At 56.9% G+C, this 24,755-nt stretch carries 23 protein-coding genes and 3 tRNA genes; 7 read left to right on the top strand and 19 right to left on the bottom strand.

Translation table 11 applies throughout. The annotated features are described in order from the left end of the window. Positions 1 to 24: 24 nt before the first annotated feature. From CKA81_RS14440 to CKA81_RS14405, 8 genes are all read right to left on the bottom strand, one after another. Positions 25 to 99: transfer RNA gene (locus CKA81_RS14440), tRNA-Thr, on the bottom strand. Between the two features lie 50 nt (positions 100 to 149). After that, a tRNA-Gly gene (locus tag CKA81_RS14435) sits at positions 150 to 223 on the bottom strand. A 91-nt stretch (positions 224 to 314) separates the two neighbouring features. Beyond that, positions 315 to 401, bottom strand: a tRNA-Tyr gene (locus tag CKA81_RS14430). 84 nt (positions 402 to 485) lie between these two features. Then, complete coding sequence (locus tag CKA81_RS14425; RefSeq protein WP_128355915.1) at positions 486 to 1,406, bottom strand: ParB/RepB/Spo0J family partition protein; 921 nt, start codon at positions 1,404 to 1,406, stop codon at positions 486 to 488. Positions 1,407 to 1,426: 20 nt separating this feature from the next. Next, the gene (locus CKA81_RS14420) at positions 1,427 to 2,245 is read right to left on the bottom strand and encodes a ParA family protein (RefSeq protein WP_128355914.1); all 819 of its coding nucleotides are present in this window, start codon (positions 2,243 to 2,245) and stop codon (positions 1,427 to 1,429) included. Next, positions 2,242 to 2,916: a 16S rRNA (guanine(527)-N(7))-methyltransferase RsmG gene (rsmG, locus tag CKA81_RS14415; RefSeq protein ID WP_128355913.1), complete on the bottom strand. Its 675-nt coding sequence runs from the start codon at positions 2,914 to 2,916 to the stop codon at positions 2,242 to 2,244. Before rsmG ends, CKA81_RS14420 begins: the two co-directional genes overlap by 4 nt. Beyond that, the gene (gene mnmG / locus CKA81_RS14410; RefSeq protein ID WP_128355912.1) at positions 2,916 to 4,832 is read right to left on the bottom strand and encodes a tRNA uridine-5-carboxymethylaminomethyl(34) synthesis enzyme MnmG; all 1,917 of its coding nucleotides are present in this window, start codon (positions 4,830 to 4,832) and stop codon (positions 2,916 to 2,918) included. The genes rsmG and mnmG overlap by 1 nt, the downstream gene beginning before the upstream one ends. 270 nt (positions 4,833 to 5,102) lie before the next feature. After that, complete coding sequence (locus tag CKA81_RS14405; protein WP_128355911.1) at positions 5,103 to 5,309, bottom strand: cold-shock protein; 207 nt, start codon at positions 5,307 to 5,309, stop codon at positions 5,103 to 5,105. Positions 5,310 to 5,474: 165 nt separating this feature from the next. Here CKA81_RS14405 and CKA81_RS14400 point away from each other — a divergent pair, with 165 nt between their 5' ends. Beyond that, entirely contained in the window at positions 5,475 to 6,644 is a 1,170-nt protein-coding gene (locus CKA81_RS14400) for a methionine aminotransferase (protein WP_128356831.1), read from the top strand. Positions 6,645 to 7,064: 420 nt separating this feature from the next. Next, complete coding sequence (locus CKA81_RS14395; protein WP_128355910.1) at positions 7,065 to 7,703, top strand: Fic/DOC family protein; 639 nt, start codon at positions 7,065 to 7,067, stop codon at positions 7,701 to 7,703. Here CKA81_RS14395 and CKA81_RS17120 read toward each other — a convergent pair. Continuing rightward, entirely contained in the window at positions 7,693 to 7,866 is a 174-nt protein-coding gene (locus CKA81_RS17120) for a hypothetical protein (protein ID WP_164878415.1), read from the bottom strand. The two genes, CKA81_RS14395 and CKA81_RS17120, sit on opposite strands and share 11 nt — an antisense overlap. 378 nt (positions 7,867 to 8,244) lie before the next feature. Between CKA81_RS17120 and CKA81_RS14390 the strand changes: the two genes are divergently transcribed. Then, positions 8,245 to 8,574, top strand: a complete 330-nt coding sequence (locus CKA81_RS14390) for a hypothetical protein (protein WP_128355909.1) — start codon at positions 8,245 to 8,247, stop codon at positions 8,572 to 8,574. Here CKA81_RS14390 and CKA81_RS14385 read toward each other — a convergent pair. Continuing rightward, a complete protein-coding gene (locus tag CKA81_RS14385; RefSeq protein ID WP_228255731.1) occupies positions 8,571 to 9,119 on the bottom strand; it encodes a hypothetical protein in 549 nt (182 codons plus the stop codon). The genes CKA81_RS14390 and CKA81_RS14385 overlap by 4 nt on opposite strands. A gap of 56 nt (positions 9,120 to 9,175) precedes the next feature. Here CKA81_RS14385 and CKA81_RS14380 point away from each other — a divergent pair, with 56 nt between their 5' ends. Beyond that, positions 9,176 to 9,532, top strand: a complete 357-nt coding sequence (locus CKA81_RS14380; RefSeq protein ID WP_128355908.1) for a helix-turn-helix domain-containing protein — start codon at positions 9,176 to 9,178, stop codon at positions 9,530 to 9,532. A gap of 4 nt (positions 9,533 to 9,536) precedes the next feature. Here CKA81_RS14380 and mnmE read toward each other — a convergent pair whose 3' ends face one another. The 6 genes from mnmE to rpmH all read right to left on the bottom strand — a co-directional run bounded on the left by mnmE (position 9,537) and on the right by rpmH (position 14,878). Beyond that, positions 9,537 to 10,904, bottom strand: coding sequence for a tRNA uridine-5-carboxymethylaminomethyl(34) synthesis GTPase MnmE (gene mnmE, locus CKA81_RS14375; protein WP_128356827.1), 1,368 nt, complete (start codon positions 10,902 to 10,904; stop codon positions 9,537 to 9,539). A gap of 89 nt (positions 10,905 to 10,993) precedes the next feature. Then, the gene (locus CKA81_RS14370; RefSeq protein WP_128355907.1) at positions 10,994 to 12,148 is read right to left on the bottom strand and encodes an iron-containing alcohol dehydrogenase; all 1,155 of its coding nucleotides are present in this window, start codon (positions 12,146 to 12,148) and stop codon (positions 10,994 to 10,996) included. Positions 12,149 to 12,285: 137 nt separating this feature from the next. Further along, positions 12,286 to 13,977 carry a membrane protein insertase YidC gene (gene yidC / locus CKA81_RS14365; RefSeq protein WP_128355906.1) on the bottom strand — a complete coding sequence of 564 codons (1,692 nt, stop codon included), beginning with the start codon at positions 13,975 to 13,977 and terminating at the stop codon, positions 12,286 to 12,288. 111 nt (positions 13,978 to 14,088) lie between these two features. After that, the gene (gene yidD / locus CKA81_RS14360) at positions 14,089 to 14,322 is read right to left on the bottom strand and encodes a membrane protein insertion efficiency factor YidD (protein ID WP_128355905.1); all 234 of its coding nucleotides are present in this window, start codon (positions 14,320 to 14,322) and stop codon (positions 14,089 to 14,091) included. Then, a complete protein-coding gene (gene rnpA / locus CKA81_RS14355; RefSeq protein ID WP_128355904.1) occupies positions 14,319 to 14,711 on the bottom strand; it encodes a ribonuclease P protein component in 393 nt (130 codons plus the stop codon). Before rnpA ends, yidD begins: the two co-directional genes overlap by 4 nt. Before the next feature lie 32 nt (positions 14,712 to 14,743). After that, complete coding sequence (gene rpmH / locus CKA81_RS14350) at positions 14,744 to 14,878, bottom strand: 50S ribosomal protein L34 (RefSeq protein ID WP_128355903.1); 135 nt, start codon at positions 14,876 to 14,878, stop codon at positions 14,744 to 14,746. Between the two features lie 252 nt (positions 14,879 to 15,130). On the opposite strand from rpmH, the gene dnaA reads away from it, so the two are divergent. From dnaA to gyrB, 3 genes are all read left to right on the top strand, one after another. Continuing rightward, a complete protein-coding gene (gene dnaA / locus CKA81_RS14345) occupies positions 15,131 to 16,537 on the top strand; it encodes a chromosomal replication initiator protein DnaA (RefSeq protein ID WP_128355902.1) in 1,407 nt (468 codons plus the stop codon). Between the two features lie 2 nt (positions 16,538 to 16,539). Further along, a complete protein-coding gene (gene dnaN / locus CKA81_RS14340; protein WP_128355901.1) occupies positions 16,540 to 17,649 on the top strand; it encodes a DNA polymerase III subunit beta in 1,110 nt (369 codons plus the stop codon). A 90-nt stretch (positions 17,650 to 17,739) separates the two neighbouring features. After that, positions 17,740 to 20,190 (top strand): DNA topoisomerase (ATP-hydrolyzing) subunit B, encoded by a 2,451-nt coding sequence (gyrB, locus tag CKA81_RS14335; RefSeq protein WP_128355900.1) that lies wholly within the window; start codon positions 17,740 to 17,742, stop codon positions 20,188 to 20,190. A gap of 70 nt (positions 20,191 to 20,260) precedes the next feature. Here gyrB and CKA81_RS14330 read toward each other — a convergent pair whose 3' ends face one another. From CKA81_RS14330 to CKA81_RS14320, 3 genes are all read right to left on the bottom strand, one after another. Next, complete coding sequence (locus CKA81_RS14330; protein ID WP_164878414.1) at positions 20,261 to 21,514, bottom strand: TolC family outer membrane protein; 1,254 nt, start codon at positions 21,512 to 21,514, stop codon at positions 20,261 to 20,263. 139 nt (positions 21,515 to 21,653) lie between these two features. Then, positions 21,654 to 22,988, bottom strand: a complete 1,335-nt coding sequence (locus CKA81_RS14325; protein ID WP_199287547.1) for an HlyD family type I secretion periplasmic adaptor subunit — start codon at positions 22,986 to 22,988, stop codon at positions 21,654 to 21,656. A 7-nt stretch (positions 22,989 to 22,995) separates the two neighbouring features. Then, a complete protein-coding gene (locus tag CKA81_RS14320) occupies positions 22,996 to 24,744 on the bottom strand; it encodes a type I secretion system permease/ATPase (RefSeq protein ID WP_128355897.1) in 1,749 nt (582 codons plus the stop codon). Positions 24,745 to 24,755 lie beyond the last annotated feature (11 nt).

The raw sequence follows: 24,755 nt of genomic DNA, 5'->3' as shown, positions 1-24,755 counted from the left end.
AATAGAGCTATAAATAAAAAGTTCTGGTGCCCATGACGCGGATCGAACGCGTGACCTCTCCCTTACCAAGGGAGTGCTCTACCACTGAGCCACATGGGCAACTGCTTAGTTGCTTTCCGCCACAGCGGGCGAAATTCGAAAATATTTACTGGAGCGGGTGAAGGGAATCGAACCCTCGTCATCAGCTTGGAAGGCTGTTGCTCTACCATTGAGCTACACCCGCGAAAGATTCCTTCACCCATGCAGCCCAGCCGGAAGCCCTTATAGCCGCCGGCATGGAAAACCTGCGTATACATCTCTAAATTTCGTGCTGCTGGTGGTGGGAGTTGGATTCGAACCAACGTAGGCGCAAGGCCAACAGATTTACAGTCTGCCCCCTTTAACCACTCGGGAATCCCACCAAAAGCGAACTCCGAATTATGCAGGGTTTTTTTAGGGCTGTCAAATGGTGTTCGGCAAGCCGCTCACAGACGATGGCCCCGATATCAGCTTTCGACCAAGCCGGACAATCCTTGGCGTTCCAGCAAGGAATTCAGGTGTTCCCATCCGTGGAAGTCGATTTGCAGCTGGCCGCGGTTCTTGGCGCCTATTTTCAGGCAGACTTTGGTACCGAGATGGTCAGACAGCGCTTCTTCCAGGCGTTTGACGTCACCCGATTCGGCTACTGTCTTCTTGGCCGGCTTGGCGGCCAAGCCTTCTGCTTCGCGCAGGCTGCGACCCACGAGCTTTTCCGTTTCTCGTACAGACAGGCGTTTGGCGATGATTTCGTTGGCCAGCAGAATTTGCGTGGCGGCATCCGTGGCCAACAGGGCACGCGCATGCCCCATGTCTATGTCGCCTGCCAGCAGCATGGTCTGTACAGGCCCCGTGAGGTTAAGCAGGCGCAGCAGGTTGCTGGTGGCCGAGCGTGAACGACCAATGGCCTGGGCGGCTTGTTCGTGCGTCAGGCCGAATTCGTCCAGCAGCCTGCGCACCCCGTGAGCTTCTTCCAGGGGGTTCAGGTCTTCGCGCTGGATGTTCTCGATCAGCGCCATGACGGCTGCGTTCTTGTCTTCTACCTCTTTTACCAGCACCGGTACTTCCCGCAGACCAGCCAGCTTGGCGGCGCGAAAGCGACGCTCGCCAGCGATAATCTCGTACTTGCCCGCATCTTTACCAGTCAGCGGGCGCACCAGGATGGGCTGCATGATGCCCTGGGTGCGTATGGAATCGGCAAGCTCGTTCAAGGCGCCTTCATCCATGCGTGTGCGGGGTTGATACTTGCCGGCCCGCAGTGCGGTGAGTTTCAGCGTTGAAGGCTGCCCGGTTTCAGGTTCGGCCTTGCCGAAGTTGCTGATCACCGCTGCGTCTTCACCAAGCAGCGCGTCCAGGCCTCTGCCCAGCCCTTTTGGTTTTTTGGTTGCCATAGTGTGTATTCCTTATGCAGTTAGGGGCGCGGACGGGCTTGCTGGCGCAGGGCTTCTTTCTTGACCCTTTGAACGAGCTCATTGCCGAACTCGATATAAGCCTTCGCGCCGCGAGAATTCTTGTCGTAGACAATGCCAGGCAAGCCGTGGCTGGGTGCTTCGGCCAAACGCACGTTGCGCGGCACAATGGCCTTGAAGACCTTGTCTCCAAAATGAGCCTCGATCTGGGCCGAAACCTGCTGCTGCAAGGTAACACGAGTGTCAAACATGACGCGCAGCAAGCCGATGAGCTGCAGATCCGGATTGATATTGTTATGAACCCGCTTAATGGTGTTGACCAGGTCGGACAAGCCTTCCAGGGCGAAGTACTCGCACTGCATCGGGATAATCACGCCATGGGCCGCTGCCAGGCCATTCAAGGTCAGTAAAGAGAGCGTGGGCGGGCAGTCGATAAGAATGAAATCATAGTCATCCATGACCTGTGCAATGGCCCGCTTGAGCTGCTGCTCGCGGTTGTCCATTTGGATAAGGTCGATTTCTGCCCCGGACAGCTCGCGGTTGGCTGGCAAGACGTCGTAGTCGCCCACTTCCGAGCGCACCCGTGCGTCGGCGATGGTAGCGTCGCCTATCAGCACCTGATAAAGGTTTTGCGCAACCTTGTTCTTATCGACACCGCTGCCCATGGTGGCATTGCCTTGAGGGTCCAGGTCGATCAACAAAACGCGTTTGCCCAACGCGGCCAGCGCAGTGGCCAGATTGATTGCAGTGGTAGTTTTGCCTACCCCACCCTTTTGGTTGGTAATGCAGAACACATTGGCGGTAATGGCGCTGTGACTCATAGGTTTCCTTGACGGCTCATCCAGACCAGACAACGCTGGGCATCCAGTTCGGGCACGGCGAGCGCTTGAATATGATCGACTCGCCATTCGGTTTCTTCATGTAATGCTCTGACTTCGTCCACGGGCTCGCGCCCTTTCATTGCCAACAGGGTGCCACCCGGGCCAACATGCCGTCCCGCCAGGCGCGCAAAGTCAGCCAGTGAGGCAAACGCACGCGAAACCACCAGGTCGGCTTGCAGCGGCTCTAACTGTTCGACACGGGCGTGCAGGGCTTGAACATTGCTTAACCGCAAGACAGAAGCAACCTGGCGCATGAACGCCACTTTTTTTTCTACTGCATCGACACAGCGAACCTGCCACTGCGCGCGCATAATAGACAGGATGATGCCGGGCAAACCCGGCCCCGAGCCGATATCGGCAATAGCGGGTGCAACTACTGTGTTTTTATCCAGTATATCCTGCACTGGCTGCACGATTGCAAGACTGTCAAATACGTGCTGCACCAGCATGTGTTCCGGGTCGCGCAGGGCTGTCAGATTATAAGTGTTGTTCCAACGCTCTAATTGACGCAAATAGGCTAGCAAAGCCTCGATTTCGTCGTCTTCGATGACCAGGTCAAGTGTTTGAGCTGCACTGCGTAAACGTTGCTTGATGTTATCCGTGCCTCCCATTACGCGGCTTTCTTTTGATGCTGCTGACGTTTCAGGTGAATCAACAATAACGATACCGCTGCTGGGGTAATGCCGGAAACCCGGGCGGCTTGGCCGACTGTCTCGGGACGTATGGACTTCAGGCGCTGGCGTACCTCTATAGACAGGCTGTCTATGCCGTCGTAGTCAAAATCGGGCGGTATAGGCTGGCCCTCCTGGCTAGCCTGTTTTTCGATCTCTTCCCGTTGTTTCGCCACGTAGCCCTCGTATTTTATTTGGACTTCCACTTGCGCAGCGTAGTCGGCCTCTTGCAAGGCATCAACAAGCAAGGCGGTGCCGTCGGCCTTTTGTATTTGCCCCAGCATCTGGTAGGTAACCTCCGGACGCTTCAATATGTCATGCAGCGAATAGTCCCGCTCTATTTGTTTTCCTAATAGGCTTTCAGCCACATGCTGCTCCAACGTGCGCGGGTTGATCCACGTGGATTTCAGACGCTCGACTTCCAACGCGATAGCATCGCGTTTACGGCTGTAGGCATCCCAACGCTGATCCGATACCAAGCCCAGGCGCCGCCCCTCTTCCGTCAGCCGAAGATCCGCATTGTCTTCACGCAGGCTTAGCCGATATTCGGCGCGCGAAGTAAACATGCGATAGGGCTCGGTCACACCACGCGTGATCAGGTCGTCCACCAGGACTCCTAAATAGGCTTCGTTGCGCTGGGGCCACCAGGGTTCCAAGCCCCGTGCTTGGCGCGCGGCATTGACTCCGGCCAGTAGCCCTTGCGCCGCGGCTTCCTCGTAACCTGTCGTCCCGTTAATTTGCCCGGCGAAGAACAAGCCCTTGATTGCATGCGTTTCCAGCGTGCTGCTCAGTTCACGTGGATCAAAGTAGTCGTATTCAATCGCATAGCCCGGTCGGGTAATGACGGCGTTCTCAAGCCCAGGCAGGGTACGGGCTAAAGCCAGCTGTATATCAAAGGGCAGGCTGGTTGAAATCCCATTGGGATAAATCTCTTGTGTACTTAGGCCCTCGGGTTCCAGAAATATCTGGTGGCTGGCTTTGTCTGCGAAACGATGTATTTTGTCTTCGATCGAGGGACAGTAGCGTGGACCTATACCCTCTATCGTCCCACTGTCGCTATACATCGGCGAGCGATCCAGCCCTGCACGGATGATATCGTGGGTGCGGGCATTAGTATGGGTCATCCAGCAAGGAAGCTGCTGCGGATGCATGTCAACCGAACCCATATACGAGAACACCGGAATAGGGTTGCTATCGCCTGGCTGCTCTTCTGTCTTGGAAAAGTCGATACTACGGGCATCAATCCGCGGAGGCGTGCCGGTTTTCAGGCGGCCCTGCGGTAGCTTCAGCTCCTTTAACCTTTGGCCCAACGTCACCGAAGGTGGATCGCCAGCACGCCCACCGGCGTAGTGATCCAGACCCACGTGGATCAAGCCATTAAGGAAGGTACCTGCCGTAAGCACCACCGTTTGACTACGAAACTTCAAACCTATCTGGGTTACAGCGCCTACTACCCTATCCCCTTCTAAAATAAGGTCATCCACCGCTTGTTGAAAGATAGTGAGGTTGGGCTGGTTTTGAAGAATGCCACGGATCGCACGTCGGTAAAGAGAACGGTCTGCTTGGGCCCTGGTCGCACGAACGGCCGGCCCTTTGGAACGGTTGAGAATTCGGAACTGAATACCCGCGGCGTCAGTCGCTAATGCCATCGCGCCACCCAAGGCGTCTATCTCTTTCACCAGGTGGCCTTTGCCGATACCGCCTATAGATGGATTGCAGGACATCTGGCCAAGCGTTTCCATATTGTGAGTAAGAAGCAGCGTGGAGGCACCAGTGCGCGCAGCGGCAAGCGCAGCCTCTGTGCCGGCGTGGCCGCCGCCAACGACAATAACCTCGTATTCATCTGGGTAAATCATGATTCGCTCAAGCGAAGTGGACTGAAGGCCGCATTATACTGCTGCTACTCAAACGTGCCTGATGACGCTGGATGTTTCACGTGGAACATGCCGGCACTCAACGTTCCACGTGAAACAGAGCCACGGTAGGTTCCACGTGAAACAACATCCGTGCATATGGGTAAGCCTGTGGATAAACGGTGTATAGATTTTGAACAAACCAGGCCTAAAAATGCAACGCCCCGGCATGGAGCCGGGGCGCTGTTATATGTTCGGTACGTCAGTGCTGGTTTACAGCGGTCGGATCTCGGCCGCCTGCGGCCCCTTGGGTCCGTCCTTCACTTCAAACTCTACTTCCTGACCTTCATTCAGGCTGCGATACCCGCGGCCCTCAATGGCGGAGAAGTGTGCGAATACGTCGGTACCACCTTCGTCTGGAGTAATAAAGCCAAAACCCTTGTCAGCGTTGAACCACTTTACTTTGCCCTTTTGAGCCATGATGCTTAACGTCCTAAAAATAAACAAAATTCAGGTGTGAGCATAACCACGACGTATTGACTTATCAAATACTTATTTACCCCAATGTGGTATTTAGTCGTCAGGCCATTAAGCAACTTATTATGGCGTTATCAGAATCCCAACCCTTCAATAGCAGAAGAATATATGCGACTTATATCCAAGCTTCCAAATGTGGGCACCACCATATTTACTGTCATGAGCCAATTGGCCAATGACCACAAGGCTATTAACCTTGGACAAGGCTTCCCCGACTTTGACCCCGACATCGATCTAATGACGAAGGTAAGTCAAGCCATGATGGAAAGCCATAATCAGTATCCGCCGATGGCGGGTGTGCCGGAGCTTCGCAACGAGATATCGCTCAAGGTTAAAGAGCTGTATGGCCGACTATATGATCCCAACCAGGAAGTGACGGTTACGAGTGGCGCTACGGAAGCCCTGATGGCCAGCATCCTTGCCTTTGTGCACGAGGGTGATGAGGTGGTGGTAATCGAGCCTTGCTACGACCTGTACCTGCCGGCTATCGAGCTTGCTGGAGGCAGGCCGGTAGTTGTTGCCATGCAAGCCCCTACGGAACAAGTCCCTCGTTATTCCATCGACTGGCAAGCCGTGCGTGATGCCATTACAGATCGCAGCAAACTGCTTATCTTGAATTTCCCGCATAACCCTACGGGAATCAATATGCAGGAAAGCGATCTGGATGCCTTGGAAGATATTGTGCAAAACACCGGTATTTTTCTCCTGGGTGATGAGGTTTACGAACATATCGTCTTCGATGGCCAACAGCATTTAAGCTTGGCCACCCGGCCCGCCTTGTCCGCCAGGTCTATCGTGATTTCGTCCTTCGGCAAGACCTATAACGCCACCGGATGGAAAGTCGGGTACTGCTGTGCTCCTGCAGCCATGACTGCTGAAATAAGAAAAGTACATCAATTCATGGTGTTTACCGTGAACTCTCCGATGCAGGTCGGCCTGGCTAACTACATGAAAAACTCCAGGGCGCATTTAGCGCTGTCCAGCTTCTATCAACAAAAACGGGACCGGCTTGTAGCAGGCCTTGCCGGCACCCGATTTAAGCCTTTGCAGACACAAGGCAGCTTTTTCCTGTTGGCCGATTACAGCGCGATCTCCGATATGCCCGAAGCGGACTTCGCACGATGGATGACCACGGAACATGGGGTAGGGGTCATCCCCGTTTCGGCTTTCTACCAAGACGCTGCGGCAGATCGATCCAACCATCAGCTGATTCGATTCTGCTTTGCCAAACGAGACGACACTCTGGACACCGCTATTGCTCGGTTAGCAAAAATCTAGACTAAGACCCAGGCCCGCTGACTCGGGCCTTTTTCTTGCTTGCTGAGGAACCAAACGCAGTATAGCCCTGTATTTTTTTTGTGATGAGGGCTTAGCTGGCCGGTGATCATTGCAGTTATACATGTTCTTTATATTTATGAAGATGACTAATAATGGGTGTCTGTGGATAAATAGAATAACCTGATATTAATGTTTAGAATCAATAACTTGCATAGGATTTCGACCAGTGGATAACACAGCTTGTGTCAGTGGGTGGAATCGGGACAACTTCTTGGCGCGATCGTTATCGGCTACTTGTGCATGCACCGTCCACACCCTATACACATCCAGCTCTCATAGAGCTTATCCACAGGCTGACTGCGGCGAGCGGCAAACCTGAAGTAGCCCGAAATTTTGTAATAATTTGTACAGGATGGCGGTATGAGTACTCGCTACGAGGTCTACGGGTCGCAAGGACAGCTACAGCCAGGTTCTGGAGGCAGAGTGCTGGCCAACAAGCTAGGCATCGTCGAGCCCGCAGACATGGACGAAGCAGAACTTGTGTTGCTAAGAAAGCTTTACGACGCGGTGCTGCAACACGATTTGCCCCAAGGAAGAATCTCGGCGGGCATCTTGCAACAATGGCATCGGCGCTGGCTGGGTAACGTCTACGCCTGGGCAGGGCATGTTCGGACGGTGAACATGGCCAAGGACGGTTTTCCGTTCGCGCCTGCCACGCAGTTGCCTCGCCTGATGGAAGAGTTCGACCGAACGTGTTTGCAGGGTCTGACGCCGTGTACGGGCTTCGATGCCGGCCAGTTGATAGAAGCTATTGCGGTGACGCATGTGGAATTTATTCTCATGCACCCTTTTCGGGAAGGCAACGGAAGAATAAGCCGATTGCTGGCAGACGTGATGGCCACTCAGGCTGGCCATGGGCCGCTGGACTACAGTAGTTGGGAGTCGGGCAGGAAGGGCTACGTGTTGGCCATACAGCAAGGTCTGGGCCGCAATTACGAATCGATGAAACTATGGGTGCAGCAAGCGCTGCGTCCGTACCAAGGGCTTGTTACGGAGTAACAGGGGCCAGGCTAAGTTGCTGGAACTTGCTGGACTGCATCTTGAGCAGCGCTTCCAGGTCTTTGACAGGCTGCCCTGTTTCGATTGCCGTCGAGCTTGCTACCGCACGAATGATGCGAGTTTGTATAAGCGCTTGGGCAGCACCTGCGGTGGATGTTTTCATTGAGTGGTTTGCTTCAGACACAAATGCAATTGTACCGCAGAGCATCTGCTTTTCCTACTGTGGAAGGACCGTCGCTGCTTCGCTATCAGTTGTTGTTCATTCTTTTATATATATAAAGACTACTGATAATGGGTGTCTGTGGATAACAGGGATAAGTCTTGTAGCCCTTGCTGGCTAAGGCTACGCAGAATTATGACCTTGTGCATAGCCAAGCTTATTCCTGTGGATCTAATCTGGATAACATTTCGGCCTGCTTGCCGGGCCGCTGTTGTTCTCGTTCCTTCCACAGCTTATCCCCCGCCGCTAGCCCCGTGCTTATCCACAGGCACATCCGTTATACAATCTATAACAAACAAGCATTTATAAAGAAGGTTAGCGATGGGACACAAGACTACGCCGGTCGCAGGCGATTCACTGGAAGACTCCTGGAGCCCCGAACTGCGGCAGCACATAGAAGTGCAACTGGGGTTCTGGCTGGCCATGATCAAAGTAATAGAATCAAATAATCAGGTGTTGGGCACTAGCGCAATGGTGTCTTACTCGACCGAAGAACGAGAGCAACTGAAGATCATGGGACAGCACATGCAAGAGCTGGCTATGTCAGTGGGACCACACCGTGGCGAGCAAGTGCTTTTGCTGCGCAAGCGCTTACAGGATGCGCTGGATGTATACGACGATTTTCCCGCCGCCCTGCAAAAGTCAGCCTAGGCAGGCTTACGGGCCGCCTTGCAATACAGCGCAAGCTTTATGGCATACAAGACCAGCAAACTGCCATTGAGGTCACCAATCAACATCACCAGGGCTCCGCTCCAGTTTGCAGGCCTGCCCTCCATCAAGAACCACAAATGATGCATACCCGAGTTAGCGATGGCAAAGGCAAAGACACATATCAGCAGCGGCCCGGTGGTCAAATTGCTAAGCGAGCCTCGCAGGCCCAGGTAGCGTCGCGCAAAGAGATAAGTCAGGTAAGGGGCTCCGGCGGAAATGACGCTACCTACGGCCGACCTGATAAAATCATCCGGGAAAAAATAGAACACGCATGTCAGCCATGATGCAATCAATATGCCAATGGCACCGGCCCCACCAAAGAGCAGTGTGCATAGCAACCTTGCGCCCGCCGGCAGGTAGATCCAATTGATGCCGCGCACGAATTCAGAGCGCGTAAATATCCACTCGTTCAAGATCAGCATGAACAAAAAGGTGACGACAGTGGTTGCCGTCATGGCCAATTGCAATCCAAACTGGGGCTTCATGCCTATCGTCCTATGAGAAACGACGCACTCACGTGTACCAGCGGGATCATAACCTTATGACTGACAAGACGCGCCCGGCGGATGTTTATCTTCGGTTCTTGAATTTGGTGGAGGCTGTAAGAGGGTTGCCCGCCTTGCCTACTTTGGACCCTTTGGAAGAGCGCATATTGGCATTGGTGGCGCGCAAGGCGCAGCAACCCAGTCGCTTATCGGTTCGGGATGTCATGGCCATGGAGGCGCTTGGTTCGCCGGCGACCATACATGGAAGGTTGAAGTCCATGCGGGAGAAGGGCTGGATCCGCTTGGCCGACACTGAAGATGCGCGGCGCAAGCAAATAGCGCTTACGCCGGCGGCACTAAAGCATTTCGACAAGCTGTCCATGTGCCTGATGCAGGCTGCCAATGCGGAATAACAAGCTATTTGCCAATACAAAAGCTGGAAAAGATTTCGCCCAGTAAATCGTCGCTGGTGAACTGGCCGGTAATGGCACTGAGCTGTTCATGTGCCAGGCGCAGCTCTTCTGCAAACAGATCCAATACTTGATCGTTACGGCTGGCATGTTCGTCAGCGGCCTGCAGGTGCGACTCTGTATTGGTCAGAGCGTCCAGATGGCGAGCTCTTGCCAGCCAGGGTGATTCGGCGCCGGGGTTCCAACCCGCAATAGCCAACAAGCGTGCCCGCAGTACATCCAGCCCTTCGCCGGTCTTGGCCGAGATACCGATGGATTCGGCCGCTGACGACAGTAGCTGGGCGCGCGCAGCATCTTCGAGCAAGTCGATCTTGTTGAACACCTGCAGGATGGGTGTACGCGCTGGCAGCCGACCGGTTATGGCGCTGTCCAGCGCATCATTAGGCAGGCGGGCATCGTGCAGATGGGCAATCAGGTCGGCTTTCTCGATTTCGCCCCATGTGCGCGCGATGCCGATGCTTTCTACTGCATCTTCGGTTTCGCGCAGACCGGCGGTGTCGACGATGTGCAGGGGTACGCCTTCGATATGGATCTGCTGTATGACTTTGTCGCGGGTGGTGCCGGCTATAGGTGTGACGATGGCGATATCGTCGCCGGCCAGCGCATTAAGCAGGCTGGATTTTCCGACATTGGGTTGGCCGGCAAGTACGACGTGCAAGCCGTCGCGCAGAATCATGCCTTGGCGCGCTTGCGCGCACAAGGCTTGCACATCGTGGCGAATGGCCGCCAAGCCTTCCCGGGCCTGGTACTTCTCGAGGAAGTCGATCTCTTCTTCAGGAAAGTCCAGTGTCGCTTCTACCAGCATGCGCAAGCGGATAATGCGTTCAGCCAGGGCATTGATGCGGTTGGAAAAGTCACCGCTCAAGGACGCCATGGCGCTACGCGCGGCCGCTTCGGATGAGGCGTCGATCAGATCAGCCACCGCTTCGGCTTGGGCGAGGTCTAGCCGCTCGTTAAGAAAGGCGCGTTGCGTGAACTCGCCAGGCTCGGCATGGCGCAGGCCGAGATCGCGACCCGTTTGCAGGCAATGCGCCAGTAAACGCCGCAGGACCGCGGGTCCGCCATGCCCTTGCAGCTCGAGCACATCTTCGCCCGTATAGGAATTGGGGCCGGGAAAGTACAGTGCTATGCCGGCATCGATGACCTTGCCCTCATTATCTTCAAAAGGCAGGTAATGGGCATGGCGTGCTTTCAGTTCCATGGAAAACAACCTTGCCAACAAAGGCTGGAGGCTATTGCCTGAAATTCTGACGATGCCGATACCGCCGCGGCCCGGGGCAGTGGCAATGGCGATGATCGGGTCGTGGGAGCGCAATGTCATGAGGCTGGGGCGTTGATAAACAGCGTGGATGAAGGTTGCACGCAGTTTACCAAGCGCCTGCCCGGTGATCGCGCTTTGTGGCCTTAGAGCGCCGCAGCGTAAATGTCGTAGGCGTCGTCTTCGTGGACTTCGCGCGGGTTATTGCCCAACAAGCGTGTTTGCTTCATGGCGTCTTGAGCCATGCGGCGCAGGTCAGATTCTTGTACCCCGACCTGGCGCAGTTGTCGTTCGATGCCTGTTGCTTCGGCAATGTCTTCCAGTGTTGATATCAGGGTGATCGTACGGGCTTCGTCGCTACCGGCGCACCCGGGAACCATTACCTCGGCAAGCTGCGCATACAGCGGCGCGGCTGCTGCTGCGTTGAAGCGCAATACATGAGGCAACACCAAGGCGTTGGACAGGCCGTGGGGCACATGGAAGATGCCGCCTATGGGGTAGGCCAGCGCATGGACGGCGGCCACCGGTGCGTTGGCGAAAGCCTGGCCAGCGAGCATTGCGCCCAACAGCATGGCCTCGCGGGCAGCGAGGTTCTGGCCGTCGCGGCAGGCAGTCAATATGTTGGTCGACAGCAGTTGCAATGCCTTGATGGCCAGCATGTCGGAAATGGGATTCTTGAGTTTCTTGCTGGTGTAGGCTTCGATGGCATGGACCATGGCGTCGATGCCTGTTGCCGCGGTGGATCGGCTGGGTAGCCCGAGGGTCAGCGTGGCATCCAGGATGGCCAAATCGGCGTACAGCGTGGGCGATACCACCCCGGATTTCGTGGTCTCCCCGGTGGTGACGATGGAAACCGGAGTGACTTCCGAGCCGGTACCGGCGGTGGTGGGTATTTGAACCAGGGGCAGGCGCCCACCGGTGACCTTGCCGATGCCATACATGTCGGTCAGTGGCTGGTCGCTGCCCAGCAAGACCGCCAGGAGCTTGGCAACGTCCATGGACGAGCCGCCGCCCAGGCCAACCACCAGGTCGGCCCCAACGGCCCGAGCTTGTCGGGCGGCCTCTAGCACCACGTGTTCGGGCGGGTCGGCCACAACGTCATCGATTACCTGTACCTGCCAGCCGGCTGCCGCCATGCTGGCCAGGGCTTGATCCAGTACACCGCAGGTATGTAGGTAGTGGTCGGTGACCAGGCAAACTTGCGTCCCGGTATAGCGGTCGCGCAGCACCTGGCCCAGCCGGTTGGTGATGCCGGCCTCCATCACTACGCAGGGGACAGTGCGGAATTCAAAGTTATTCAATATTGGCTCCTTGGCAAATCGTGCCAGGGTTTATGAAGTTACATTAGGCTTAAACCTTTTGCCATCAGGAATTACCCAGTGGCGCATAAAAAACGCCCCACGAGGGGGCGTTTGCATCAAGCCGTGGTGCTTGGTCCTTAGCGGCGAGCCGCTACGGTTTCCTTGTCCAGGCGATACATGATGTAGCGCTGTTGTGCGATGGAGACCGCGTTATTGACGCACCAGTACAAGACCAGGCCAGCCGGGAAGAAGAACATCATCCCGCCGAATACCAGCGGCATCACCATCATGATCTTGGCCTGGGTGGGATCGGGTGGCGTGGGGTTCAGCTTGATCTGCAGGAACATCGTGGCCATCATGAAGGCGGGCAAAATGAACCACGGATCGCGCACTGACAAGTCGTGGATCCAGAGTATCCAGGGCGCGCCGCGCATCTCCACGCTGCCCAGCAGCACCCAATACAGCGCAATGAAGACGGGAATCTGTACCACCATGGGCAAGCAGCCTCCCAACGGATTGATTTTTTCGGTGCGGTACATTTCCATCATGGCGGCGTTCAACTTGGCTTTATCGCCGCCGAACTTCTCGCGCAGGGCCTGCAGGCGAGGCGTGACCTGTTTCATTTTGGCCATCGAACGGTAGCTGGCAGCCGATAGCGGATAGAACACCAACTTGATCAGCAGCGTAAGCGCCACGATGGTCCAGCCCCAGTTGCCCAGCGCCGCATGCAGCCAGGTCATCAGCTTGAACAAGGGCTTGGAGATGATGGTCAGGAAGCCATAGTCGACGACCAGGTCCAGCCCAGGTGCCAGGTCGCTCATGGCTTGCTGGTCTTGCGGGCCCACCCACAGATCGGCGTGGATCGTGGTGCTCTCGCCCGGGGGTATGGCGCCAATCGCTTCGATAGTGCGTATGGCGTATACGTTGTTCGACACGCGCAAGACTTCGTTTGTCCGCGGCTTGCCTGCCGGCGGGACCCACGCGGCCGCAAAGTAGTGTTGCACGATGCCGACCCAACCATTATCGGCTTGCTTCACGTAAGAGGCCTTGCCCTTGTCGATATCCGAAAAGGAAATCTTCTGGAAGTTTTCTTCTGTTGAATACAGTGCCGGGCCGGTAAAGGTATTGTAGAAAAACGAGGAGTCGGACGGATCGTTGCCATCGCGCACCAGTTGCAGGTATACCGATGGCGATACTGGCTCGCTACCCATGTTGGTGATCTGGTGGTCAACGTCGATGTCGTAGCGGCCCTCGTGCACGGTATAGGTCTTGACGACCTTGACGTCGCCCGACTGCGCTTCGAAGGAAATTTTGCGCGAGCCATCGGCTTCGCTAGTGGAAGCCACCAGGCGATAAGGCGTCAGATGCGTGGGAAAGCTTAGCCCTGCGGGCGCACCGATGATGCCTGTTTGAGCCACATAGAACGAGCTGTTGGAGTTGTCCAGCAACACCATGGGTTCGGTGTCCGAGCCCGGTGCGGTGTAGTTCACCAGCTCGGCCTTCACCAGTTGTGCCCCCAGCGTATCGAAGGTCAGTTTGTAGACGTCGGTGGCGACGTTGATTTTCTCTGATGTTGTCGGCGCAGCGGCTGTTCCGGTCTCGGGAACATTGCCATCGGCAGCGGGCGCGCTGGGGGTGGTGGCCGGGGCGCTAGCCGTTGGAACGGTGGCGTCGGCTGGCGCGGCCGTAGACGTAGCTGGCTCTGCCGGTTCCGTCGCTGTTGGGCCGCCAAATAGCGAGGGCTTGCCGTTATGCACTTGCCAGTTGTTCCACAACAGCAAGAGCGAGAGGGAGAAAATCATCCAGAGGACGGTGCGTCGGATATCCATAGCGCCTGTATTTGAGTTAAAGCGGGGCAAAAGCCCAACAGTTTAACGTAGCTCGGTCCCTTGCAGGATAAGCCGGAAAAATGCAACAAACCGGGGGCGGGAGGGCCTGCCCTATCGGTGCTTGTGGGTGGGCGTCGGGACGGGATCGTATCCGCCCGCACACCATGGCTGGCAGCGCGCAATGCGCTTCGCTCCCAGCCACAGGCCCTTTACCGCTCCGTGAGTTTCGATGGCTTCGATGGCGTAATCCGAACATGTCGGCGTAAAACGGCAACTGCGGCCCACCCAGGGACTAAGAAAATACTGATAGCAACGTATGGGTGCGATCAGGATTTTTTTGATCATGATGCTGCTCGATCCAGCAACAGGTCCGCTTCGGCGCGTACCTGTTTTTTTAATTGCGTCAGCGACGTTGGCGCCACTTTACTATGTAGCCGGAACACCAGGTCGGCTGGAGGCAATAGATGCCGCTTATGGCGAAAGGCTTCGCGTATGACCCGCTTTATGGCGTTGCGCGTGACCGAATCGGCCGCAAAGCGCTTGGCAATAATAAGGCCAAGCCGCGCCTGGTCGGGTTGTTGCGATAAGGCAGAGATGCGTGGCGTGCTTACAACGAACAACGCCCCTCTTGCAATCCGCTTACCCTTTAAGGCAGAGGCGTATTCGGAGGGGCGGTGCAGGCGAGCCGTTGCGGGAAACGTAGCCGGCGCGGCAGCAGCGGTTGCACTAGCCATGTTGCTGCCAGCCAGTGCCAGCAAGCGCTGGCTTAAACGGCCAGTTGCTTGCGGCCCTTGGCGCGGCGCGCATTGATGACAGCACGGCCACCACGCGTTTTCATGCGTACGCGAAAGCCATGGGTGCGCTTGCGTCGGGTAACTGAAGGCTGGAAAGTGCGTTTCATGGAAAATCCAAAATAAAGAGCTTCGTCTATGCCCCCGTGGCTACGGCTCGCGTTTTAAACGGTGCGTGGCCCCTAGAAGCAGCATTCGACGTTGGGGGTTATTCAATTTTTTAAGGGGTCAGCCCGCCATTTCATCAAATTTTGGGTGCTTAGTCAAATGCTTAGCGCTAATACTAGCGGTATGTTGTAGCCTGCCTTGTGGATAACTATGGGCCCGACAGGGTAGAATCGAGGTTTACCAAAGTGGTGGACATGAAAGAATTTTGGCAGACTTGCGTCCAACGCCTGGAGCAAGACCTTCCTCCGCAACAAATCAGTGCATGGATACGACCCCTGGTTCCACTTGCCTTCGACGAAGCGCAAGCGGTACTGCGGGTGTCTGCGCCCAATCGTTTCAAGCTCGACTGGGTGCGCAAGAACTTTTCCCATCAAATCGAAGTCCTGGCAACCGAGTGGTTCGAGCGTCCGGTGCAAGTGGCCTTTGAATTGGCCAGCGGTACCGCCACGCGCACCGCGCCTGCGGGTCGCCTGCCCTTGCCCCCAAAGGCAGGCAACGGAGCGCAGCCCGATGCGTCGGCGAAAGCGCCGGCACCACCCTTGGCAGCCAGCTCTGTAGCGGCTGAACTCGCCCACGATCGGTCGCGGCTTAATACCGACCTGACCTTTGGCAACTTCGTAACCGGGAAGGCCAATCAACTGGCGCGCGCTGCCGCCTTGCAGGTGGCTGAAAATCCCGGCGTTTCGTACAACCCCCTCTTTCTATATGGTGGCGTGGGCCTGGGTAAAACCCATCTTATCCATGCCATCGGTAATGCTTTGCTGGCCAACGGCAATGGCACACGCGTTCGGTATGTGCATGCCGATCAGTACGTCTCGGACGTGGTCAAGGCCTACCAACGCAAGGCCTTTGACGAGTTCAAGCGCTATTACCATTCGCTGGACTTGCTACTGATCGACGACATCCAGTTTTTCGCGGGCAAGAACCGTACCCAGGAAGAGTTCTTCTATGCTTTTGAAGCCATGGTGGCGCAGCGCAAGCAAATCATCATTACCTCCGATACCTACCCCAAAGAACTGTCCAACATCGATAGCCGCCTGATTTCCCGCTTCGACTCTGGCCTGACGGTGGCCATCGAGCCGCCCGAGCTGGAAATGCGCGTGGCAATACTGCTGCACAAGGCAGAAACCGAAGGCGTGACCATGCCGGAAGAGGTCGCCTTCTTTATTGCCAAGCATCTGCGCAGCAACGTGCGCGAGCTTGAAGGCGCGTTGCGCAAGGTGTCCGCGTATGCGCGTTTTCATGGTCGGGAAGTGTTGACCGTGGACGTATGCAAGGACGCCCTGAAAGACTTGCTGTCGGTATCCAACGGCCAGATCACTGTCGAGAACATCCAGAAAACGGTGGCCGACTTCTACAAGATCAAGGTGGCCGACATGTATTCCAAGCGTCGCCCCGCCAATATCGCCATGCCGCGCCAGGTTGCCATGTATTTGGCCAAAGAGCTCACGCAGAAAAGCCTGCCTGAAATTGGCGATCTGTTCGGGGGGCGGGATCACACCACCGTGCTGCACGCAGTACGTAAAATCGCCGACGCGAGGTCCAAGCAGACCGAGCTTAACCATGCACTACACGTATTAGAACAAACCTTAAAAGGATAACCATGCAACTTGTACAAGCGACTCGTGATGCATTGCTCAAGCCGTTATCGACAGTAGCCGGCATTGTTGAAAGACGGAACACGCTTCCCATCCTGGCCAACATCCTGCTGCGCAAAGAAGGCGCCAACGTGGCCTTCATCGCGACCGACCTGGAAGTGCAGATCACCACCCATGCCCAGTTCGGCATCGGCGATGACAACGAGTCGACCACAGTTGCCGCGCGCAAGTTGCTGGACATCTTGCGCGCCTTGCCCGATACCGGCGACATCAAGCTGGGCCTGGCCAGCGCCAAGCTGTCGGTGCAGGCCGGCAAAAGCCGCTTCGCGCTACAGACCATGGGCGCCGCCGAGTTCCCCACGCTGGCTCAGCCCGAGCAATGGGATGTCTCGTTCTCGCTGCCGCAAAAAACATTGAAGCACTTGTTCAACATGGTGCACTTTGCCATGGCCCAACAAGACATACGCTACTACCTGAATGGCCTGTTGTTTGTGTTCGAGCCCGGCTTTGTACGCGCCGTTGCCACAGACGGCCACCGGCTTGCCCACAGCGGTACGGCGGTCGAAGGCATCAGCAGCCGGCACGATGTCATCGTGCCCCGTAAAACCGTACTCGAGATGCAGCGGCTGTTGTCTGAAACCGACGACGAAGTCTCCATCGACGTGGCGGCCGGCCAGATCCGCTTTCGCTTCGGCGATGTCGAGCTTGTCTCCAAGCTGGTCGAAGGCAAGTTCCCCGACTTTACCCGCGTCATACCCAACAACTATACGCGCCACTTTTCCATCAATCGCGAAGCGCTGCAAGGCAGCCTGCAGCGGGCTGCCATTCTTACCACCGATAAGCTCAAGGGCGTGCGGCTGCAGTTATCCGATAACCAACTGCGCATCTCGTCGACCAATGCCGAGCAGGAAGAGGCTTTGGAAGAACTGGACATCGATTACGCCCACGAGCCGCTGGATGTGGGCTTCAACGTCAGTTACTTGCTGGACGTCCTGGCCAATGTGAAGACCGACGCCATCACTTGGTCGGTCCAGCCCGATGTCAATGCATCGGCGCTTATCACATCGCCCGACGACGACCAGTTCAAGTATGTCGTCATGCCCATGCGCATTTAAGCGACTCTCCGTTATGCACGCTGGGAAGCGTACCGAACCGCCGGTTCGGCGCGCTTCGATAGCCGCAAGGCTTATATAAGGTTCAAAACTATGTCAGACCAAACCATGACTGCTGCCGTACCCGGGTACGGCGCCGACTCCATCAAGATGCTCAAAGGGCTCGAGGCTGTGCGCAAGCGGCCCGGCATGTACATCGGCGACACATCCGACGGCACAGGCTTGCACCACATGGTTTTTGAAGTCGTCGACAACGCCATTGACGAAGCGCTGGCCGGATACTGCGACGACATCGTCGTCACCATCCATGCTGACAACAGCATTTCGGTCAGCGATAACGGCCGAGGCATTCCCACCGACATACACAAGGACGACGAATTTCATCGCAGCGCCGCTGAAATCGTCATGACCGAGTTGCATGCGGGCGGCAAGTTTGACCATAACTCGTATAAGGTTTCGGGCGGCCTGCATGGCGTGGGCGTCTCTTGCGTGAACGCACTGTCCGAATGGTTGCGCCTGACCATCTCGCGCAATGGCCATACCCACGAGATGGAGTTTCGTCGTGGCGAGCGGGTAGCGCCATTGGCTGTCATTGGCGATTCCGATACCACGGGTACGCGTGTGCAATTTCTGGCTGATAGCCAGATCTTCGAGAACATGGAGTACCACTACGACATCCTGGCCAAGCGCTTGCGCGAACTCTCGTTCCTGAACAACGGCGTGAAGATCCGCCTGCTGGACGAGCGCAACGGCAAGGAAGAAAACTTCGCCTTCCTGGGCGGGGTAAAAGGCTTTGTTGAATACATCAACCGCAGCAAGACAGTACTGCACAGCAACGTTTTTTCGGTCAGCACCGAATCGCAAGGAGGCGAGACGCCAATTGGTGTGGACGTCGCCATGCAATGGAACGACAGCTATACCGAAACCGTCTTGTGTTTCACCAACAACATCCCCCAGCGTGACGGCGGTACCCACCTTACCGGCCTGCGCGCCGCCATGACACGGGTCTTGAACAAATACATCGCTGACAACGACATGGCCAAGAAGGCCAAGGTCGACACCAGCGGCGACGACATGCGCGAAGGCCTGGCCTGCGTCTTGTCGGTGAAGGTGCCCGAGCCGAAGTTCAGCAGCCAGACCAAAGACAAACTGGTGTCCAGCGAAGTGCGCCCCGCAGTCGAAGAGGCCGTTGCCCGTACGCTGGAAACCTGGCTGTTGGAGAACCCCAACGACGCCAAGGCGCTGTGCAACAAGATTATCGAAGCCGCCCGCGCCCGTGACGCCGCCCGCCGCGCGCGTGAAATGACACGCCGTAAAAGCGTGCTGGAAGGTGCCGGCTTGCCGGGCAAGCTGGCCGACTGCCAAGAGAAAGACCCCGCCCTGTGCGAAATTTACATCGTCGAGGGTGACTCTGCCGGGGGCTCGGCCAAGCAAGGTCGCGACCGTAAATTCCAGGCCATCCTGCCGCTGCGCGGCAAGGTGCTTAACGTAGAAAAAGCTCGCTTCGACCGGCTGATAGCCAGCGAACAAATCACCACGCTGATCACCGCCCTGGGAACCAGCATAGGCCCCGACTTCAATATCGACAAGCTGCGCTACCACCGCATCATCATCATGACTGACGCCGACGTCGATGGCGCGCATATTCGCACTTTGTTGTTGACGCTGCTGTATCGGCAAATGCCCGAACTGGTCGAGCGCGGCCACATTTATATTGCACAGCCGCCGCTATACAAAGTGAAGGTCGGCCGCGAAGAGCGCTATCTGAAAGACGACGCCGAAGAGGCGCAGTTCATGCTGCAGGTTGCCCTGAAGGATGCTGCGCTTATCGTGAGAGAAGGCGCCGAGCCCATCACCGGCGATGCCCTGGCTGAGCTCGCGCGCCAGTACATCATGGCCGACTCCGTCATCAACCGCCTGGCACGCCACACAGACATGCCAGCGCTGTCGGCCATGGCCGAAGGCGTCGAGATCAACCTTGACAGCGCCGAGCAGGCTGCGGCGTCGGCTGCCCGACTTTTCGATGCTATCGACGACCCTGCGCTGCCGGGCAGCGTAACCGTTAGCGTCGATGAGAACGAAGAGGGCGACTCCTGGCGTTTGATCTTGCGACGCATGCACCATGGCAACGTACGCGTCAGCGTTTTCGACCGCATGTTTGTACGCGGCGCTGATTACGCCACGCTGTCCAAGGCTGCCCAAACCTTCCTTGGCCTGATGGGCGATGGCGCCCTGGTCGCGCGCGGCGAAGGCGAACGGCGCAAGGAAAAATACGTGTCTGACTTCCGCGAGGCGATGCAGTGGCTGCGGGCCGAGGCGGATCGCAGCATTACCAAGCAACGCTACAAGGGCCTGGGCGAAATGAACCCCGCGCAGCTATGGGAAACCACCATGAATCCGGCAGCTCGCCGTTTGTTGCGCGTGCAGGTGGAAGACGCGATCGCTGCGGATGAAATCTTTACGACTCTGATGGGCGACAACGTGGAGCCGCGTCGCGCGTTTATTGAGACGCATGCTCTGCAGGCGGCGAATATTGATGTGTAGGGGTGTGCTGGTTTTGGGAAAAGTTGATCAACGCCAATACTGATTCTAAAGAGGCTTTCCGTGCTTTCATTTAGCGCAGCACGATCTTCTCTGGTCCAAAATGCGTGTTGTCCACCGCTTCGATTACCGCGGCATCCAGGCGCCCAGCCGCGCCGGCCAGGCTGAGACGGGCAAGGGCATACTCCAGACGGGCTTGGGTGAGATCGAGCTGCGAGCGGTAGATTTGTTCTTCGGCATCCAGAACGTCGATTATGCTGCGCGTACCCACTTGATAGCCCATCTTTGTTGCCTTTAGAGCTTCGGCGCCAGACTTCACCGCAAGCTCCAGCGCTTCGATACGGTGGGCGCCGGTAACCACCGCCTGGTATTGCCGGGTGACTTCTACGGCCACGCGCTCGCGGGTGGCCGCAAGTTCCTGCGCAGCGCGCTCATGATTATGCCGCGCCTGCTTGACTTGGGCGCTGACCAGCCCACCCGAGAAAATGGGCAGGGCCAGTTGAATGCCGATGGACGTGCTTATGCTCGATTGGTCGCGCGTCGATATGGTTTCGGCAGCGACTTTTCGTCGTGCCGCTACGATATCCAGCGTAGGCAAATGCCCACCGAATGTACGATCGATTTCCTGATTTGAAATACGCAGGTTTTCTTGGCCTGAACGGATCTCCGCATTATTCTGGATAGCCAACGCCAGCCAGTCGTCCTCTGTGGCGGGGACAAGGGGCTGCGGAGTGAAATTGCGCTTGAGCGCGCTAAGCTGTACCGGGAGATAGCCCAGCATTTCTTGCAGCTCGCGCTGCGCCACGATGAGCCCATCTTCGGCCTTGATCAGGTCGGCGCGAGCCAGATCACGCCGGGACCGGGTCTCGCGCACGTCGGGTATGGTGCCCTCGCCACCTTCAAAACGCCGCTGTGCGGCCTGTAATTGTTTCTCGTTGGCTTGCCACTTTTCTTTGGCCAACGCTACGTTTTCGTAGGACAGCAAGGTCTGGAAATATCGGTTGATCAGGCGTATCGAGCTGTCTTTTGCTTTGGTTTCGAAAATGGCCAAGCTGTAGTCCGCACGTGCGTGGCCTTGACGATACTCGGCAATCCGGCTCCAGTTGAATACTGTTTGAGTGGCTTTGATCTCGTTGGTACGACTCGTGTAGTCCAAGTCGGTACAGGTGGGCCCGCACGCTCCGGGCGTTTCCAGTGTGCCGCGAATTTTATGGCGCCCCAGCGTAGCGGTGACCTGCGGCAGCAAACCGGCCCGGCCTATTGTCCTGTTGGTTTGACCCGCTTCCCGTTCACTGATGGCTGCATGATGCGTGGGGTCGTTTTGCATAGCCATCCGCCAAGCTTGCGACAGCGTCAGTGTCGTTTGCTCCGGCGCGGGCGGCACAGCCGCTGCGGAAGCCGCCACAGCAGTCAGACACCATGCCAATTGACAAACGAGTCCTGTAATGGTCAGAGCCCGGCGCATTCTACTGTTCCTTGAAGGACTTATCGAGCCTTTCCAGGAAGGGCTTGAGAAGGTAGCTGAGCATGGTGCGTTCGCCGGTGCGAATCAGCACAGAAGCCGGCATGCCTGGACGAATGTCATTAGGTCCCAGCATAGTCACGCCCTCGGGCGTGACTTCGACCTGAGCCAGGTAGTAAGGCATTTTGCTTTCAGGATCCGTCAACCGATCGGCCGACACGGTCAGTACATTTCCGGGAATGTTAGGTGTCTTTGCATGATTGAACGCCGGAAAGGTGATTTCTACGCCCAGGCCGGGCGCGACCTTGTCGATTGCTTGCACGGGCACCTTCGCATGAACCAGAAAAGCGTGTGCGTTCGGAACCAGTTCCATCAACACAGTGTCCGGCCCTATTACCCCACCGACGGTATGCACGCTTAGGTTCTGTACGTATCCGTCGATGGGCGCCCGAATGTCGGTTTCGCGCACTGTGTAATCCAAAGAAGCCATCCGGTCGCCCAGTGCGGCGGCCTCTTTTTGCACGTCCGATAGCTGTGATTGCACTTCTTTTTGATACTCCTGGCCTCGTTGCAAGATACGAAGCTTCAGCTCTGCGATCTGATTGCGCGCACGCCCGACTTCAACTACGTCGCCTGACAGGGCGGCCCGTAGATGCGAGGCGTCCCGCTCCAGTTCCAGCATGCGGTTACGGGGTAGATAGCCTTCCTTGGCCAGCTCGCGCACGCCCTTCAACTCGCGATTGATGAAGCCTACTTGGGCCCCACGATTGGCGTGCACCTGGGTCAGCCCCTTAAGCTGTGCTTCAGCGCCTCGCTGACTTTCTACAAGAATCGCGATTTCGCCATGGAAGGCTTTGCGGCGAGTATGGAACAGGCGCGCCTGGGCGCTCGTGGCTTCGATAAAACGCGGATCGTCCTTGAAACGCGCCACCAGCTCCGCATCATTGGCAATGGAAGACGAGCCGTCACCCTCGGCAAGGAGCCTGGCTTCGATCGCCTTTGCGATGATGTATTGCGAGCTGACCACACCCTGCTCGGCGAGGGCGCGGGTACGGTTCAGGCGCAGCAATACTTGGCCGGCACTGACTTTGTCCCCCTCGCGGATCAAAATTTCCTCGATCGTGCCGCCTTCAAGGTGCTGTATGGTTTTGCGATTGCCCGCCACGTGCACCGTTGCGTCGGCGGGTACGCCGGCATCCAGGGGTGCAAACGCGGACCAGTAAATGAAACCCCCAAAGCCTATCAGCAGCACAGCCAGGCCCCAGCGCAGCGGTGCATGCGTATTGGTATCCACTTCGAGGTCTGATCCGTCGATATCGTTTTTCGTGTATTGGTTCATGATCATCCTACGCGCTGGCAACAACATGGAGGGAGGCATGCGTTGGGGCTGGCGCATTGGCTGCCGCAGACGGTGCCTGCTGCTGGCGCAGCGCATTGAGCACTTCTTCGCGCGGACCATACATTGCCATCGCGCCATCACGCATCACCAGCAACTTGTCGACTGCTTTCAGGACATTCATCCGGTGTGTGACGACGATAACGGTTGCCGCGCGGCGCTTCAGATCGTTAACCGCCTGTACCAGGGCCGTCTCACCCGAGTCATCGAGGTTAGAGTTCGGCTCATCCAGTACGACGAGGGCCGGATCGCCATAAATGGCCCGAGCCAACGCTACACGCTGCTTCTGTCCACCTGACAATGAGGCGCCATTGGCGCCCAGCCTCGTGTCATAGCCCTTGGGAAGGCGCAAAATCATGTCATGAACCCCTGCGCGCTGCGCGGCCAGGACGATGTCCGCGTCAACGCCTGCACCGAAGCGGGCGATATTCTCCGCCACGGTGCCTTCGAACAGTTCGATATCTTGCGGCAAATAGCCCAAGCAGGGCCCGAGTTGGTCTTTATTCCATCGGAAGACGTCCGCCCCGTCCAGACGCACATGACCTCGATTGGCCTGCCATACCCCTACCAGAAGACGCGCCAGGGTCGATTTTCCCGAGGCCGAGGGCCCGATAACGCCTACGACTTCACCGGCATCAACGCTAAAGCCCAGGCCTTTCAGAATCAAGTCTTGGCCACCCGGGGCGGTTGCAAACACGTTGTCAAGTTCCAGGCGCCCGGTCGGTGCTGGCAGACTAGTGCTATCGCCCCGTGCTGGAGCCGCCTTCAGCATTTCATCGAGCCGCTGATAAGCGACTCGTGCACTCAGCAACTGTTTCCATGAACCGATGACAGCCTCGACCGGCCCCAAGGCCTTGCCCATCAGGATCGAACAAGCGATCATCATGCCGGCCGTGATGGTCCCTTCGATCACCAACATTGCGCCTGCGCCCAGGCTCAGCGACTGCAGGGAAATACGGACGAAGCGGGTAAAGGAGTTGATGCGTGCACTGCGGTCGGACGCCAGTGTTTGAAGAGAGAGCACGCGCTTGTGCTGACCGAACCAGCGAGACTGTAAGCCGGGCAGCATGCCCATCGACTCGATGACTTCAGCGTTGCGCAAATGATTATTGGCAAACAGCCCGGCCGCTATGGAAGCGCGGTTAGCGTCGGCCAACGGCTTTTGCGTTGAGGCGTTCGTGATGTAGGCCAGCACGAACAGAATGAGAGAGCCTCCCAGGGTTAAATAGCCCAGCATAGGGTGGACCATATACGTCACTGCGATATAGATCGGCGTCCAGGGCGCATCGAAGAATGCGAACAGTGCATTGCCAGCCAGGAACTGTCGCAAGTTGCCCAAGTCCTGCACGGCCTGCGACGGACTGCCTCCGGCGCCAATAAGGCTACGTTCGAACGCTGCGGTAAATACTCGGGTATTGAGCATCATGTCGAAACGGTTGCCAACGCGGATCAGCACCGAAGAGCGTGAAAACTCCAGAAAGCCTGACAGCAGGAACAATCCCAGCACCAACAAGGTCAGCATCTGCAAAGTGGTTTCGTTGGCGCTGGCCAGCACCCGGTCGTACACCTGGAGCATATAAAGCGCTGGCGTTAGGGCCAGGACATTGATGACACAGCTAAAGGCGGCCAGACAGTAAAACGTCTTGCGAAACCCGTGTAGCGCCTCGTTCAGCTCCGTGCGGCGGGATGGTTTCATCATCGATGCTCCTT

Origin of the sequence: Pollutimonas thiosulfatoxidans (genome assembly GCF_004022565.1) — a bacterium.
Lineage (GTDB): Bacteria > Pseudomonadota > Gammaproteobacteria > Burkholderiales > Burkholderiaceae_B > Pusillimonas_D > Pusillimonas_D thiosulfatoxidans.
The sequence above is the reverse complement of the archived record's forward strand: the minus strand, read 5'-3'. Positions and strand labels throughout refer to the sequence as shown.